At 68.5% G+C, this 15,035-nt stretch carries 15 protein-coding genes; 12 read left to right on the top strand and 3 right to left on the bottom strand.

What is annotated here, in order from left to right:
• Positions 1-14 precede the first annotated feature (14 nt).
• The 5 genes from AC3A5Z_RS15640 (at position 15) to arfB (ending at position 4,542) form a co-directional block, all read left to right on the top strand.
• On the top strand, positions 15-1,379 hold the full coding sequence (locus AC3A5Z_RS15640; protein ID WP_487520259.1) for an MFS transporter: 1,365 nt from the start codon (positions 15-17) through the stop codon (positions 1,377-1,379).
• Positions 1,376-2,263, top strand: coding sequence for a penicillin-insensitive murein endopeptidase (gene mepA / locus AC3A5Z_RS15645; protein ID WP_487520260.1), 888 nt, complete (start codon positions 1,376-1,378; stop codon positions 2,261-2,263). Before AC3A5Z_RS15640 ends, mepA begins: the two co-directional genes overlap by 4 nt.
• On the top strand, positions 2,236-3,141 hold the full coding sequence (locus tag AC3A5Z_RS15650) for an esterase-like activity of phytase family protein (RefSeq protein WP_487520261.1): 906 nt from the start codon (positions 2,236-2,238) through the stop codon (positions 3,139-3,141). The genes mepA and AC3A5Z_RS15650 overlap by 28 nt, the downstream gene beginning before the upstream one ends.
• A 90-nt stretch (positions 3,142-3,231) precedes the next feature.
• Positions 3,232-3,855, top strand: coding sequence for a queuosine precursor transporter (locus AC3A5Z_RS15655; protein ID WP_487520262.1), 624 nt, complete (start codon positions 3,232-3,234; stop codon positions 3,853-3,855).
• A gap of 264 nt (positions 3,856-4,119) precedes the next feature.
• A complete protein-coding gene (gene arfB / locus AC3A5Z_RS15660) occupies positions 4,120-4,542 on the top strand; it encodes an alternative ribosome rescue aminoacyl-tRNA hydrolase ArfB (RefSeq protein ID WP_107662697.1) in 423 nt (140 codons plus the stop codon).
• Here arfB and pncB read toward each other — a convergent pair.
• Together pncB and pncA are read right to left on the bottom strand one after the other, a co-directional pair.
• On the bottom strand, positions 4,539-5,831 hold the full coding sequence (pncB, locus tag AC3A5Z_RS15665; protein WP_487520263.1) for a nicotinate phosphoribosyltransferase: 1,293 nt from the start codon (positions 5,829-5,831) through the stop codon (positions 4,539-4,541). The two genes, arfB and pncB, sit on opposite strands and share 4 nt — an antisense overlap.
• 1 nt (position 5,832) lies before the next feature.
• Positions 5,833-6,438, bottom strand: coding sequence for a bifunctional nicotinamidase/pyrazinamidase (gene pncA, locus AC3A5Z_RS15670; RefSeq protein WP_487520264.1), 606 nt, complete (start codon positions 6,436-6,438; stop codon positions 5,833-5,835).
• 103 nt (positions 6,439-6,541) lie between these two features.
• On the opposite strand from pncA, the gene trhO reads away from it, so the two are divergent.
• The 5 genes from trhO (at position 6,542) to AC3A5Z_RS15695 (ending at position 10,670) form a co-directional block, all read left to right on the top strand.
• Positions 6,542-7,420, top strand: coding sequence for an oxygen-dependent tRNA uridine(34) hydroxylase TrhO (gene trhO / locus AC3A5Z_RS15675; RefSeq protein WP_487520265.1), 879 nt, complete (start codon positions 6,542-6,544; stop codon positions 7,418-7,420).
• Positions 7,421-7,553: 133 nt separating this feature from the next.
• Positions 7,554-8,324, top strand: a complete 771-nt coding sequence (locus AC3A5Z_RS15680) for an SDR family NAD(P)-dependent oxidoreductase (protein WP_487520266.1) — start codon at positions 7,554-7,556, stop codon at positions 8,322-8,324.
• A complete protein-coding gene (locus AC3A5Z_RS15685) occupies positions 8,321-9,214 on the top strand; it encodes a 2-dehydro-3-deoxygalactonokinase (RefSeq protein ID WP_487520267.1) in 894 nt (297 codons plus the stop codon). Before AC3A5Z_RS15680 ends, AC3A5Z_RS15685 begins: the two co-directional genes overlap by 4 nt.
• Positions 9,211-9,816: a 2-dehydro-3-deoxy-6-phosphogalactonate aldolase gene (locus AC3A5Z_RS15690; RefSeq protein ID WP_487520268.1), complete on the top strand. Its 606-nt coding sequence runs from the start codon at positions 9,211-9,213 to the stop codon at positions 9,814-9,816. Before AC3A5Z_RS15685 ends, AC3A5Z_RS15690 begins: the two co-directional genes overlap by 4 nt.
• Positions 9,813-10,670 carry an SMP-30/gluconolactonase/LRE family protein gene (locus AC3A5Z_RS15695; protein WP_487520269.1) on the top strand — a complete coding sequence of 286 codons (858 nt, stop codon included), beginning with the start codon at positions 9,813-9,815 and terminating at the stop codon, positions 10,668-10,670. Before AC3A5Z_RS15690 ends, AC3A5Z_RS15695 begins: the two co-directional genes overlap by 4 nt.
• Here the strand turns inward: AC3A5Z_RS15695 and AC3A5Z_RS15700 are convergent.
• Positions 10,660-12,255 (bottom strand): alpha-glucosidase, encoded by a 1,596-nt coding sequence (locus AC3A5Z_RS15700; RefSeq protein ID WP_487520270.1) that lies wholly within the window; start codon positions 12,253-12,255, stop codon positions 10,660-10,662. The two genes, AC3A5Z_RS15695 and AC3A5Z_RS15700, sit on opposite strands and share 11 nt — an antisense overlap.
• 198 nt (positions 12,256-12,453) lie before the next feature.
• Here AC3A5Z_RS15700 and AC3A5Z_RS15705 point away from each other — a divergent pair, with 198 nt between their 5' ends.
• Together AC3A5Z_RS15705 and AC3A5Z_RS15710 are read left to right on the top strand one after the other, a co-directional pair.
• Positions 12,454-13,689: an MFS transporter gene (locus AC3A5Z_RS15705; RefSeq protein ID WP_487520271.1), complete on the top strand. Its 1,236-nt coding sequence runs from the start codon at positions 12,454-12,456 to the stop codon at positions 13,687-13,689.
• A 151-nt stretch (positions 13,690-13,840) separates the two neighbouring features.
• Positions 13,841-15,013, top strand: a complete 1,173-nt coding sequence (locus AC3A5Z_RS15710; protein WP_487520272.1) for an MFS transporter — start codon at positions 13,841-13,843, stop codon at positions 15,011-15,013.
• Positions 15,014-15,035: the final 22 nt, after the last annotated feature.

The following is a 15,035-nucleotide window of genomic DNA, read 5'->3' on the forward strand; positions in this document are numbered from 1 at the left end:
CTGCGGGGGGACCCATGGCAAGCGCGCGACAACGGATCTGGGGCTGGTTCTTCTTCGACTGGGCCAGCCAACCCTACAGCACCCTCCTGCTGACCTTCATCTTCGCCCCCTATTTCGCGCAGGTCGCAACCCAGCATTACATGGCCCTCGGCGCCACGCCCGAGGCCGCAGGGGCCGCCGCGCAATCCTACTGGGGGCTCACTCTCGGCATCTCCGGCCTGCTCGTCGCCCTCCTCGCCCCGCTTCTGGGCGCGGTGGCCGACAGCACCGGGCGGCGGATGGTCTGGATCTGGGCCTTCTCGGCGGTCTATGTGCTCGGCGCGCTCGGGCTCTGGTGGGTGATGCCCGGCGGTGGCCTCCTCTGGGGGGCGGCCTGTTTCGGGCTCGGCTTCATCGGCATGGAATTCGCCACCATCTTCACCAACGCACTCCTGCCCGCGCTCGGCACCCGCGACGAGATCGGCGCGATCTCCGGTTCGGGCTTCGCCTTCGGCTATCTCGGCGGCGTGGTGGCGCTGGCCGTGATGCTCCTCCTCTTCGCCGAAAGCGCCGAGACCGGCAAGACGCTGATCGGCCTCGATCCCGCGCTCGGCCTCGACGCCGCGGCGCGCGAGGGCACCCGCGCCGTCGGTCCCTTCACCGCGCTCTGGTATGCGGTCTTCATGGTCCCCTTCTTCCTCTGGGTGAGAGAGCCGCGCGCCACCCATCGCAAGCTCAGCCTGCGCCCCGCCGTAGCCAGCCTGACCGGCCTCCTGAAAAGCCTGCGCCACCGCCAGAGCCTCGCCGCCTATCTCGCCGCCTCGCTGTTCTACCGCGACGCGCTCAATGCGCTCTACGGCTTCGGCGGAGTCTATGCCTCGGGCGTGCTCGGCTGGAGCATCGTCGAGATCGGCAGCTTCGGCGTGCTCAGCGCCCTCACCGCCATGGTGGCCAGCTGGCTTGGCGGCCGCGCCGACAAGCGCTGGGGCCCGAAGCCGGTGATCGCCGTCTGCATCCTCATCCTGGTCGCGGTCTGCATCACCGTGGTCGGCATGACCCGCACGCAGCTCTTCGGCATGCCCCTGCCCGAAGGCTCCGCCCTGCCGGACCGGATCTTCTTCGCCTGCGGCGCGCTGATCGGCGCCGCGGGGGGCGCTCTGCAGGCCGCCAGCCGCACGATGATGGTGCGCCACACCACGCCCGACCGCGCCACCGAGGCCTTCGGGCTCTACGCGCTCTCGGGCAAGGTGACGAGTTTCCTCGCCCCTTCGCTGATCGCCCTGGCCACCTGGATCAGCGGATCGCAGCGCCTCGGCATCTCGCCGCTGATCCTGCTGTTCCTTATCGGGCTGGTTCTGCTAGTCTGGGTCAAACCGAATGGTGAACAGGCAGGCCGATGATCCGCATACTCACGCTTCTCCTCGGGCTGACGCTCGCCCAGGGCGCCCAGGCACAACAACTGGCCAACAGGCTGTTCGGCGCGCAGGATGCGCCCTCGCAACAGGCGCCGATGCCGATCGGCAGCTATGCCAAGGGCTGCGGCGCGGGTCTCGTGCAACTGCCGGAGAGCGGGCCGACCTGGCAGGCGATGCGCCTGTCGCGCAACCGCAACTACGGCCACCCCGAGATGATCGAGTTCCTGCAGGCGCTGTCGGTTGCTGCCCGGCAGATCGGCTGGAACGGTCTCTACATCGGCGACATCAGCCAGCCGCGCGGCGGGCCGATGACCTCGGGCCATGCCAGCCACCAGATCGGCCTCGATGCCGATGTCTGGATGCTGCCGCCGCCCCGGCTGAACCTGACGGTGCGCGAGCGCGAGAACATCAGCTCGATCCCGGTGCGCTCCGCCGACCAGCGCAGCGTCACGGCGAACTGGACCCGCTCGCACGAGGTGCTGCTGCGCTCCGCCGCCTCGGACGACCGGGTGGACCGGATCTTCGTCGCCGCCGCCGTGAAGATCGAGATGTGCAAGACCGCCACCCGTGCCGACCGCGGCTGGCTGCAGAAGATCCGCCCGATCGCCGGGCATGACACCCATTTCCACGTCCGTCTGAAATGCCCCTCCGGCGCACGCTTCTGCCAGACCCAGACCCCCTCGGTGGCCGAGCTGTCCAAAGGCGGCGACGGCTGTGACGAGACGCTGAACTGGTGGGTCACCGATTACCTCAATCCGCCCAAGCCCAGCGGCAAACCCGCCAAGCCCGCGCCCCGCGCCAAGACGCCGCGCGAATTCACGATGGCCGACCTGCCCGCTCAATGCGTCGACGTCCTCAACGCGCGCTGATCGCCGGGCTGGTTCTGCTGCTGGGGCTCGGGCCGGAAGGCAGCGCCACGCCGCAGCCCACCCCCGGCTATCTCGCCAGCTACCGCTGGACGATGCCCGACGACCCGCTGTTCGGCGGGCTCTCGGGCATCGAGGTCTCGCCGGACGGCACCGCCCTCACCGTGATCTCCGACCGCGGCACCTGGACCAGCGGCACCATCCGCCGCGACGCCGCGGGCCGCATCGTCTCGGTCGAGGCGGCACCGATGCAGCACCTCAGGGGCAAGGGCCGCGCGCCCCTGCAACGCGCCCGCAGCGACAGCGAGGGGCTGGCCATCGCCGCCGACGGCACGATGTTCGTCTCCTTCGAGGGCGCCGCCCGTGTCCTGCGCTACCGCACCCCCGGCGGCTCGGCCGAAAACCTGCCCGTCCCGCCCGCCTTCCGCCGCATGCAGGGCAACGGCGCGCTGGAGGCTCTCGCCATCGATGCCGAGGGCACGCTCTACACCCTGCCCGAACGCTCCGGCAGCACCACCCGCCCCTTCCCGGTCTACCGTTTCCGCAATGGCGAATGGGACCAGCCCTTCGCCATCCCGCGCCGCGACTCCTTCCTGCCGGTCGGCGCCGACATCGGCCCCGACGGCCGGCTCTATCTGCTGGAGAGGCAGTTCCGTGGCATCCTCGGCTTCGCCAGCCGCGTGCGCCGCTTTTCCCTCACCGACGACCGGCTCGGCCGCGGCGAGACCCTGCTGCAGACCGCCGCCGGCACGCATGACAACCTCGAGGGCGTCAGCGTCTGGCGCGATGCCGCGGGGCAGCTGACCCTCAGCCTGATCGCCGACGACAACTTCAAGTTCTTCCAGCGCACCGAGATCGTCGAATACCGCATCCCCGATTGACAGCGCCCCGCCCAGGGATTACGCCGCGCCGTCTCATCCGCCCCCCGAGAGGGGCCAAGTCTCCGCGACCTTGTCAAAACGGAACCCGAAATGACCCGCTCCTACACCTTTGGCGTTCTCGCCATGGCCATCGTCGTGGTGGCCTCCAACATCCTCGTGCAGTTCCTCTTCGGCCAGTGGCTGACCTGGGGCGCCTTCACCTATCCCTTCGCCTTCCTCGTCACCGACGTGATGAACCGCGTCCACGGCGTGCAGGCCGCGCGCCGCGTGGTCTGGGCGGGCTTCGCCACCGGCCTCCTCTGCTCGCTCATCGGCACGCAGATCATGGGCGAGTTCGGCCCCCTCGTCTCGCTGCGCGTGGCGCTCGCCTCCGGCACCGCCTTCCTCGTCAGCCAGATGCTCGACATCACCCTGTTCGACCGGCTGCGCGGCGGCAAATGGTGGCGTGCGCCGCTGGTCTCCAGCCTCGCGGGCTCCTTCCTCGACACGGTGATCTTCTTCGGCATCGCCTTCTCCGCCAGCCTCGCCTTCATCGAACCGGGCAACGACGTGTCCTGGGCGAACGAGGCGCTGCCGCTCCTGGGCTCCGGTCCGCTGGCCCCGCTCTGGGTCTCGCTCGCCACCGCCGACTGGGGTGTCAAACTTCTGCTCGCTTTGGTGGCACTTTTGCCCTTCCGCATCATCGTGCGGCGCATGACCGCACGGCTTGCGTAAAAAACCTTGACGCACACAAAATCTGTGCCACCTTTCCCTTATCGGCAACCATTTGAAAGGAGGTGATCCAGTGTCTAGAGTGATATTGGAGAGACGCGTCGGGACAGTCAGTGGGGGTGTTTGCTGAAGGCAGACCTTCGGTCGACAGACCGCTGATTGGATGATGTTCCTAACTGGCTCATCTCCTTGAACTCGGAAAGGGTCGCCAGCCGTGGCGACCCTTTCTCCGTTTCCGACCCTGCCCTGCGCCAACGAGTGACCTTCATGCTGCGGATCAACGACACCATCACCCTCGCCGACTGGGAGCTGACCGAGAATTTCTCGCGCTCCTCCGGTCCCGGCGGGCAGAACGTGAACAAGGTGGAAACCGCGGTGGAGCTGCGCTTCGAGGCGGAACGCTCGCCGCATCTCTCCGGCCCGGTGAAGACCCGGCTGAAACGCCTCGCCGGTCGGCGCTGGACGCTGGACGGCGCCATCGTCATCCGCGCCGAGGAGACCCGCAGCCAGATCCGCAACCGCGAACTGGCGCGCGAACGTCTGGTGGAGATGATCCAGGCCGCGCTCGTCGCCCCCAAGCGCCGCATCGCCACCAAGCCGACGCTGGGCAGCCAGCGCCGCCGCCTCGCCGCCAAGGCGGTGCGCGGCGAGGTGAAGGCCGGGCGCGGCCGCGTTGCGGAAGAAGACTAGACTACCACCTCGACCGGCTTCTGCGCGCCGACGCCGAACACCCGCTTGTAGCGCTCGATCTCCGAGGCCGGGCCCATCGCCTTGTTCGGGTTGTCCGACAGCTTCACCGTGGGCCGCCCGTTGGCCGCGATCGCCTTGCAGACAAGGCTGAACGGCGCCAGCGCATCGTCCTGCACCAGCCCGCGGAAATCGTTGGTCAGCATGGTGCCCCAGCCGAAGGACACCTTCACCCGGCCGAAGAACTGCCGGTGCAGCTCCTCGATCTTATCCACGTCCAGCCCGTCCGAGAAGATCACCAGCTTGCGCCGCGGGTCTTCGCCGCGGCTCTTCCACCACTCGATCGCCGTCTCGGCCCCCTTGGCCGGATCGCCGCTGTCGATGCGGATGCCGGTCCAGGTCGACAGCCAATCCGGCGCGCGCTGCAGGAAACCCTCCGTCCCGTAGGTATCGGGCAGGATGATCCGCAGGTTGCCGTCATGCTCCTCGTGCCAGTCGGCCAGCACCTGATAGGGCGCCTGCGCGAGCTCGGCATCGCTGTCGGCCAGCGCCGAATAGACCATCGGCAGCTCATGCGCATTGGTGCCGATGGCCTCGACCTCGCGCCGCATGGCGATCAGGCAGTTCGAGGTGCCGGTGAAGGCATCCTCCAGCCCCTCCTGCATCGCCTGCACGCACCAGTCCTGCCAGAGGAAGGAATGCCGCCGCCGCGTGCCGAAATCCGCGATCTTCAGCCGCTCGATCTTCTTCAGCCGCTCGATCTTCTCCCAGAGCTTGGTCATCGCCCGGGCATAGAGCACCTGGATCTCGAACCGGCCCATCTTCTCCAGCACCACGCGGCTGCGCAGCTCCATCAGCACCGCCAGCGCCGGGATCTCCCACAGCATGACCTCGTGCCACTTGCCCTCGAAGGTCAGCTCGTACTGCCCGTCGCGCTTCTCCAGATGGTAGGGCGGCAGCTGCATGCCCTCGAACCATTCCATGAAGTCGTGCCGGAACATCTGCCGCTTGCCGTAGAAGGTGTTGCCGCGCAGGAACGTGCTCTCGCCCCGGCTGAGCCGCAGCGTTCGGATATGGTCCAGCTGCTCGCGCAGCTCGCCCTCGTCCACCAGCTCGGCCAGACGGATGCTTTTCGTCCGGTTGATCAGGCTGAAGGTGACGGTGGTCTCCGGCTTGTTGCGGAACACCGACTGGCACATCAGGAGCTTGTAGAAATCGGTATCGATCAGCGAGCGGACGATCGGATCGATCTTCCATTTGTGATTGTGAACCCGTGTCGCGATATCGGCCATCTCAGTGCTCCAGAGCCACGCCGGCGGCCCGCATCTCTGCGCGCGCCTCGGCCAGCGAGCCGTTCAGGTCTATCCCGGCGCAAGCGCCCTCCAGCACGGTCACGGCAAAGCCGAGCCGCGCCGCGTCCAGCGCCGAATAGGCGACGCAGAAATCCGTGGCGATGCCCACCAGCGTCAGCGCCGTGACGCCCCGCGTCCGCAGATAGCCCTCGAGCCCCGTGGGCGTGCTGCGGTCATTCTCGAAGAAGGCCGAATAGCTGTCGATCCCGGCCCGGAACCCCTTGCGGATCACCAGATCCGCCGGATCGGTCGCGAGCGCGGGGTGGAACGCCGCCCCCGCCGTGCCCTGCGCGCAATGGGTGGGCCAGAGCACCTGCGGCCCGTAAGCCATCTCGATCATCGAAAACGCCTCGGCCCCGTGGTTCGCCGCGAAGGAGGAATGATCCGCCGGATGCCAGTCCTGCGTCAGCACCTTCACCGAAAACTCCCCCAGCAAGCCGTTGATCCGCGGGATGATCGCATCGCCCCCGGCCACGGCCAGAGCACCGCCGGGGCAGAAATCGTTCTGCACGTCGATGACGATCAGGGCTTCGGTCGCTGGCCGCATCGGCGCCTCCTCGCAGAGCATTAACGCTTTGGGTAAGTGCGCATCCCCCATACGTCAATGGCAGGGCTTGCATTTTCAGGCCCCGAGGGCCAATCAGCCGCGCATGATCACCGTCGCCGCGCTCTATCATTTCACCCGCCTCGCCGATCCCGCGGCGCTGATCCCGCCGCTGCGCGCGCTGGCCGAGGCGGAGGGCGTGCGCGGCACCCTGCTGCTCGCCCCCGAAGGCGTGAACGGCACCATCGCCGGCAGCCGCGCAGGCGTCGACGCGGTGCTCGCCCATCTCCAGACCCTCTGCCCCGGCCTCGAATGGAAGCAAAGCCACGCCGAGACGCTTCCCTTCAAGCGCCTCAAGGTCCGGCTGAAGCGCGAGATCGTCACCATGGGCCAGCCCGACGTCGATCCGCTGGCCCGCGTCGGTCATTACGTGGCGCCGCAGGACTGGAACGCGCTGATCTCCGACCCCGACGTGGCGGTTATCGACACCCGCAACGCCTACGAGACCGTCATCGGCACCTTCCAGGGCGCGATCGACCCCGGCACCGCCAGCTTCCGCGACTTCCCCGCGTGGTGGCAGGAGAACCGCGAGCGCTTCACAGGCAAGCGCATCGCCATGTTCTGCACCGGCGGCATCCGCTGCGAGAAATCGACCAACTACCTGCTCGGTCAGGGCGTGCCCGAGGTCTTCCACCTCAAGGGCGGCATCCTGAAATACCTCGAGGAGGTGCCCGAGGCCGAAAGCCGCTGGCAGGGCGAATGCTTCGTCTTCGACGAGCGCGTCTCGGTCGGCCACGGCCTCGTCCCCGGCGGCCACACCACCTGCCACGCCTGCGGCGACCCGCTGGCCGAGGCCGACAGGGCGAGCCCCGCCTACGAGCCCGGAGTCTCCTGCCCGCGCTGCATCGACCGCTATTCCGAGGCCGACAGGGCCCGCTTTCGCGAGCGTCAGCGCCAGATGAGCGAAGCCGCCGATCAGGGATAGGCCGCCGCACGCGGGTCTTGACGCATCGCCGACAATGCAAGACACCAAGGCGGCAACCCGCGCCAAAAATCTTGAGAAAGATTTTTGCAAGAATTTTTCAAAAATTCTTGCGCGCCCAGATCGAAGGCCTCGCATGACCGACGACCCGAGCTTCCCCGACCTCCGCAACGCCTCCGTCTTCATCACCGGCGGCGGTTCCGGCATCGGCGCCAGCCTGACCGAGGGCTTCCTGCGCCAGGGCGCGAAGGTCGCCTTCGTGCAGCGCTCCGACGCCTCGGCCTTCTGCGACGAGATGGAGCAGGCCACCGGCAACCGGCCGCTGTTCTTCCCCTGCGACATCACCGATATCGCCGCATTGCAGGCGGCCATCGCCAAGGCGGCCGAGGCGCATGGCCCGGTCACCGTGCTGGTGAACAACGCCGCCAACGACAAGCGGCACGAGACGCTGGAGGTCACCGAAGACTTCTGGGACTGGTCGATCTCGATCAACCTGAAAGCCTATTTCTTCGCGGCGCAGGCCGTGCTGCCCGGCATGAAGGCGGCGGGCGGCGGGTCGATCATCAACTTCTCGTCGATCTCCTACATGATGGGCAATGCCGGCTACCCGATCTACACCACCGCCAATTCCGGGATCAACGGCCTGACCCGCAGCCTCGCGCGCGAATTCGGCCCCGACCGGATCCGCGTCAACGCGCTGGCGCCGGGCTGGGTGCTGACCCAGAAGCAGAAGGATCTCTGGGTGACCGAAGAGGGCCTGCAGGCCCATGTCGACCGGCAATGCCTGAAGGACACGCTGGAGCCCGCCGATATCGTCGGCGGCGTGCTGTTCCTCGCCTCGAAGGTGTCGAAGATGATGACCGGCCAGTCGCTGGTGATCGACGGCGGGGTCGTGGTGACCGGATGACGGCTGTTCCCGCCGACTGGATCGCGGTCGACTGGGGCACCACCCATCTGCGCGCCTATGCGATGGGCGCGGCGGGCAAGCTGGCGGAGGCCTCTTCGACCGAGGGCATGGGCAGCCTCGGCCGCGACCAGTTCGAACCCGCGCTCCTGCGGCTGATCGAGCCCTGGCTCGGCCCCGGGACCACCCGCGTCATCGCCTGCGGCATGGTCGGCAGCCGTCAGGGCTGGGTCGAGGCACCCTATCGCGCCACGCCCTGCCTGCCGGTCGATCCCGCGGCCCTGCTGCGCATCGAGACGCGAGACCCGCGTCTCGCCGTCCACATCGTCCCCGGTCTCAGCCAGTCGCAGCCCGCCGACGTGATGCGCGGCGAGGAAACCCAGATCGCCGGGGCGCTGGCCTGGATGCGCAATTTCGACGGCGTGCTCTGCCTGCCCGGCACCCATTCCAAATGGGTGCAGGTCTCGGCGGGCGAAGTCGTCAGCTTCCAGACCTGCATGACCGGCGAGCTTTTCGCGCTGCTCTCCACCCAGTCGGTCCTGCGCCACGGCATCGGCGAGGGCTGGGACGAGGCCGCCTTCCAGACCGCGCTCTCCGACACGCTCTCCCGCCCGGAGCGTCTGGCCTCGCGCCTGTTCTCGCTCCGCGCCGAAGGGCTGCTCGCGGGCCTGCCGCCTGCCACCGCCCGCGCCCGGCTCTCGGGCCTGCTGATCGGCATGGAACTGGCGGCGACCAAACCCTATTGGCTCGGCCAGCCCGTCGCGCTGATCGGGGCCGAGGCCTTGTCGCAGACCTATGCCAGCGCACTGCAGACCCAGGGCGTCACGGCCAGGATCCTCCCCGCCACCGAATGCACCCTCGCCGGCCTCGCCGCCGCACAGGAGGTCAAATGACCCGCCCGCTGATCGCCATCCTGCGCGGCATCACCCCGCCCGAGGCGCCCTCCGCCACCGCGGCGCTGATCGAGGCCGGGATCACCACGCTGGAAGTGCCGCTGAACTCGCCCGACGCCTTCGCCAGCATCGAGGCGATGATCGGCGCGTTCGGCACTGACGCCACCATCGGCGCAGGCACCGTCCTGACGCCGGAGGAGGTGACCCGCCTTGCCGCGATCGGCGGCCAACTGGTCGTCTCGCCGAACTGCGACCCCGAGGTGATCGCCGCCACCAAGGCCGCCGGGATGCAAAGCTGGCCCGGCGTCTTCACCCCGACCGAATGCTTCGCCGCGCTGAAGGCCGGGGCCGACGGGCTGAAGCTCTTCCCCGCCAGCCTGATCGGCCCCGAGGGGCTGAAGGCGATCCGCGCCGTGCTGCCGCCCGCTACCAAGGTCTACGCCGTCGGCGGCGCCAGCCCCGCCAATTTCGCCACATGGCGCAAGGCGGGGGCCGACGGCTTCGGCATCGGCACCGCGCTCTACACCCCCGGCCTCTCTGCCGGCGAAATATCCACCCGCGCCCGCGCTCTCGTCGCGGCCTGTGACGAGGCGATGGCATGATCTTCGACACCCGCCCCTGCACCCTTGGCGAAGGCCCGCTCTGGCACCCCGAGCGCCAGCAGCTGTTCTGGTTCGACATCATCGGCAAGCGGCTGATGACCCGCTCCGAGGCTGGCCCCGAGGAATGGCAATTCGCCGAACACTGCTCCGCCGCCGGCTGGATCGATCGCGACCGGCTGCTGATCGCCTCCGAAACCGCGCTCTTCCGCTTCAACCTCGCCACCGGCATGCGCCACGACCTCTGCGCGCTGGAGGCGGACAAACCCGGCAACCGTTCCAACGACGGCCGCGCCGATCCTCAAGGCGGGTTCTGGATCGGCACCATGGGCAAAGCGGCGGAAAAGGGCGCCGGCGCCGTCTACCGCTACCACGGCGGCACCCTGCGGCGGCTCTACACCGGCGTCACCATCCCCAACGCCATCTGCTTCACCCCCGACGGTCGCCACGCCCATTTCGCCGACACCGATCTCGGCAAGGTCTGGCGCGTGGCGCTCGATGCCGAGGGCTGGCCCGCCTCCGAGCCCGAGCCCTTCCTCGACCTCGCCGCCGAGGGGCTGAACCCCGACGGCGCGGTGGTCGATGCCGAGGGGCTGTTCTGGAACGCGCAATGGGGCGCGGGCCGCGTCGCCGCCTATGCGCCCGACGGCAGCCTCGTGCGCTCCATCAGCTTCGACGCGCCGCACACCTCCTGCCCGGCCTTCGGCGGGCCGGGGATGACGACGCTGCATTGCACCACCGCACTGCAGGGGATGGACGCCGCCGCCCGCGCCGCCCATCCCTCCGCCGGGATGACCTTCGCCGCGCGCGAGATCGCGCGCGGTCAGGCCGAGCCCCGCGTCGCCCTCAGCCGGTGACGCGGCAATAGCCGAAGCCGTTCGGCCCCAGCCGCAACGCCTCGCCCTCCAGCACGGCAGCCTGTGACGGACCGTCCAGCCTGACCGCCCCCGGGACCGTCACCGAAACCGGCGCGCGGCCGAGGTTGAACACGCAGGCCAGCGCCTCCCCGTCCAGGTCCCGCACAAACCCCAGCACCGGCTCCGGCAGGTCGAGGAAGCGGCTCCGCCCCGCCACCAGCACCCGGTTCGCCTTCCGGAAGGCCAGCAGCGCCCGGTAGGTCTCCAGCACCGACCCCGCGACCCCCTCCTGCGCCGCCACGTTCCGCGCCAGCTGCGGCGGCTTCACCGGCAGCCAGGGCTTGCCTTCGGTGAACCCGCCCTCAGCCGATCCGTCCCAGACCATCGGCGTCCGGCAACCGTCGCGGCCCTTGTAATCCGGCCAGAAGGTGAAGGCCGGCGGGTCGGTCAGCTCGTCGTAGAGCACATCCGTCTCGGTCTGCCCCAGCTCCTCGCCCTGATAAAGGCACACCGACCCTTCGAACGACAGCAGCATCCCCGCCGCCAGCCGCGCCAGATCGTCCTGCGCGCCATGCTCGGCCCAGCGCGTCACATGGCGGATCACGTCATGGTTGGAGAACGCCCAGCAGGGCCAGCCCTCCGGCGCCGCCTCGTGGAAGCTCTCGATCTGGTGGCGGAAATGCGCGGCGGTGAAATGCTTCTTCAGCATCTCGAAGGTATAGGCCATGTGCAGCCGCTCGGGCCCGCTGGTGTATTCGGCCATGATCTCCAGCCCGCGCAGATCCTCGCCGACCTCGCCCACCATGGTCCGCCCCTCGTATTCATCCAGGAGCGCCCGCATCCGCAGCAGGAAGCCGATGTTCTCGCCTTGCGTCTTCGAGAACCGGTGGTCCTGCATCTCGTAGGGGTTCACGGCGGGCCGCAGCGCATTGGCCGGGTTCGGCGGGTTCGACCGCAGCTCCGCATCGTGGAAATAGAAGTTCACCGTATCCAGCCTGAACCCGTCCACCCCGCACTCCAGCCAGAAGCGCATCTGCTCCAGGAGCCAGTCCTGCACCTCGGGATTGTGGAAGTTGAAATCCGGCTGGCTCACCAGGAAATTGTGCAGGTAATACTGCCGCCGATGCGCGTTCCATTCCCAAGCCGAGCCGCCGAAGACCGAGAGCCAGTTGTTCGGCGGGCTGCCATCCGGGTTCGGGTCGGCCCAGACATACCAATCGGCCTTGGGGCTGTCGCGGCTCGACCGGCTCTCCTTGAAGAACGGATGTTCCGAGGAGGAATGGCTCAGCACCTGATCGATGATGACCTTCAGCCCCAGCCCATGCGCCCGCTGCAACAGCCCGTCGAAATCCGCCAGCGTGCCGAACAGCGGGTCGATTGCCGTATAGTCCGACACGTCATAGCCCATGTCGTCCATCGGCGAGGGGAAGATCGGCGACAGCCAGATCGCATCCACCCCCAGCCCTGCGATATGGTCGAGCCGCCGGGTGATCCCGGCAAGATCGCCGATCCCGTCGCCGTCGCTGTCCTGAAACGACCTCGGGTAGACCTGATAGGTCACCGATCCGCGCCACCAATCCTGCATGAAGACCTCGCATTCCGTTCCGTTCGCAGAAGACCTAAGCCCCCGGCGCAGGATTGAAACCGCCCCCCGCCGGTTTTCGTGCAGCCTGAGCTTCCGACCGCCGGCACGCATCACGGATCGCAAACCCTCGCATCACGAAATAGATATTGACCCTGACCCCGCGTCACCGCACCTTCGCCGCCTGCCCCGGAGCGTGCCATGACCAAAGCCCCCCTCTTCACCCCCGTGCTGATCGCCGGATGTGTCATCCTGATGCTCAGCTTCGCGATCCGCGCCAGTTTCGGCGTCTTCCAGATCCCGATCGCCGAGGAATTCGGCTGGATGCGCTCGGACTTCTCGATGGCCATCGCCATCCAGAACCTCGCTTGGGGCATCGGCCAGCCGATCTTCGGCATGCTGGCCGAACGCTTCGGCGACCGGAAGGCGATCATCGCCGGCGCGGTGCTCTATGCCGCGGGGCTCGTCCTTTCCAGCTTCGCCGTCACCCCGGGCCAGCACCAGTTCCTCGAGATCCTCGTCGGCTTCGGCATCGCCGGCACCGGCTTCGGCGTCATCCTCGCCGTGGTCGGCCGCGCCGCCTCGCCCGAGCATCGTTCGCTCACCTTGGGCATCGCCACCGCCGCCGGATCGGCGGGGCAAGTCTTCGGCGCGCCGGTGGCCGAAATCCTGCTCGGCTTCTACAGCTGGCAGGTGGTCTTCATCATCTTCGCCGCGGTGATCCTCGCCGCCCTGATGGCGCTGCCCTTCATGCGCGCCCCGATCACTGCCACCAAGGCCGAGCTCGAGGAATCGCTCGGCACGGTCATGCTGCGCGCCTTCCGCGACCCGTCCTTCACGTTGATCTTCGTCGGCTTCTTCTCCTGCGGCTATCAGCTCGCCTTCATCACCGCCCATTTCCCCGCCTTCGTGACCGAGATGTGCGGCGCCATCGACCCCACCGGCCCCTTGGCGGCTCTCGGCATCACCACGACCTCGGCCTTGGGGGCGGTATCGATCTCGCTGATCGGGCTGGCGAACATCGCGGGCACCATCACGGCGGGCTGGCTCGGCAAGAAATACTCCAAGAAATACCTGCTCGCCGCGATCTACACCGGGCGCACCATCGCCTCGGCGCTGTTCATCATGCTGCCGATGACGCCCGCGACGGTGCTGCTGTTCTCGCTCAGCATGGGCGCGCTCTGGCTGGCCACGGTGCCGCTGACCAGCGGGCTCGTCGCGCATCTCTACGGCATGCGCTACATGGGCACGCTCTACGGCTTCGTCTTCCTCAGCCACCAGATCGGGTCGTTCATGGGAGTCTGGCTCGGCGGCAAGCTCTATGACCTGAACGGCGATTACACCCTCGTCTGGTGGATCGGCGTCGGCATCGGGGCCTTCTCGGCCATCGTCCACCTGCCGATCCGCGAGAACCGAATGACGCTGCAAGCCGCCTGACGTTCAGGAAGCACGAAGGGTGGCGCATCCCGCGCCGCCCCCGCGTTCCTTGCCCCGTCGATCCTTGCCCCCCGATCCGCCCTTGCCCCCGCCGATCCAGCCGCTACACCTGTCCGGCCCGGTCCGGGCACCCTTGGGAGGGGGGAGGAGAATGCGCGCAGGAATCGTCTGTCTGGTCTTGGCCTATGTCCTGAGCCAGTTCTACCGCGCCTTCCTCGCCGTTCTGACCCCGGTGCTGAAATCCGAGCTCGGCGCCACTGCCGAAGATCTCGCCGCCGCCTCCGGCCTCTGGTTCCTCGCCTTCGCCCTGATGCAGCTGCCCGTCGGCTGGGCGCTCGACCACATCGGTCCCCGCCTCACCTCCGCCGTGCTGCTGGCTGTCGGCGGCGGCGGCGGCGCACTCGTCTTCGCCATGGCGCAGGGCCCGGGCGCCATCAGCCTCGCCATGGCGCTGATCGGCCTCGGCTGCGCGCCGGTGTTGATGGCCACCTATTACATCTTCGCCCGCATCTATTCCCCCGCCGTCTTCGGCACATTGGCAGGCGCGGTGATCGGCATCGGCAGCCTCGGCAATATCGCGGGCTCCCTGCCGCTGGCCTGGACGGTCGAGGCCTTCGGCTGGCGCGAGACGCTCTTCGCCCTCGCCGCCGTCACCCTCGCCACCGCCGCCGCCATCGCCCTCCTCGTCCGCGACCCCGCGAAACCCGAGGGCGGCGCCAGGGGCTCGGTCCTCGACCTCCTCAGGATGCCCGCGCTCTGGCCGGTGCTCATCATGATGGTGGTCTGCTACGCCCCCGCCGCCGGCCTCCGCGGGCTCTGGATCGGGCCCTATTACACCGATGTCTTCGCCGCCTCCGCCGCCCAGATCGGCACCGCGACGCTGGTCATGGGCCTCGCCATGGTCGCGGGCAACTTCGCCTACGGCCCGCTCGACCGCGCCTTGGGCACCCGCAAGGGCGTCATCCTCGGCGGCAACCTCGCCACCGCCGCCTGCCTGCTGGCCCTCTGGGCCTTCCCCACCGCCGGCGGCCTCGGCACACTCGCGCTCTTCGCCGGCATCGGCCTCTTCGGCGCCTCCTTCCCGATGGTCATCGCCCATGGCCGCGCCTTCGTGCCGCCGCAGCTGATGGGCCGCGGCGTGACGCTCTTGAACCTCTTCGGCATCGGCGCCGCGGGCATCGCGCAATTCGTCACCGGCCGCATCCACCATGCCGCCCCCGCCACCCCGCCCGAAGCCCCCTACACCGCGCTCTTCCTGTTCTTCGCCCTGGCCCTCCTCGCCGGTTGCGCCGTCTACGCCTTCGCGCAAGACCGCACCGACTGACTTCCGCCCACCCGCCTTCTGC

This window comes from Cereibacter sp. Soil_C_27 (genome assembly GCF_057657095.1).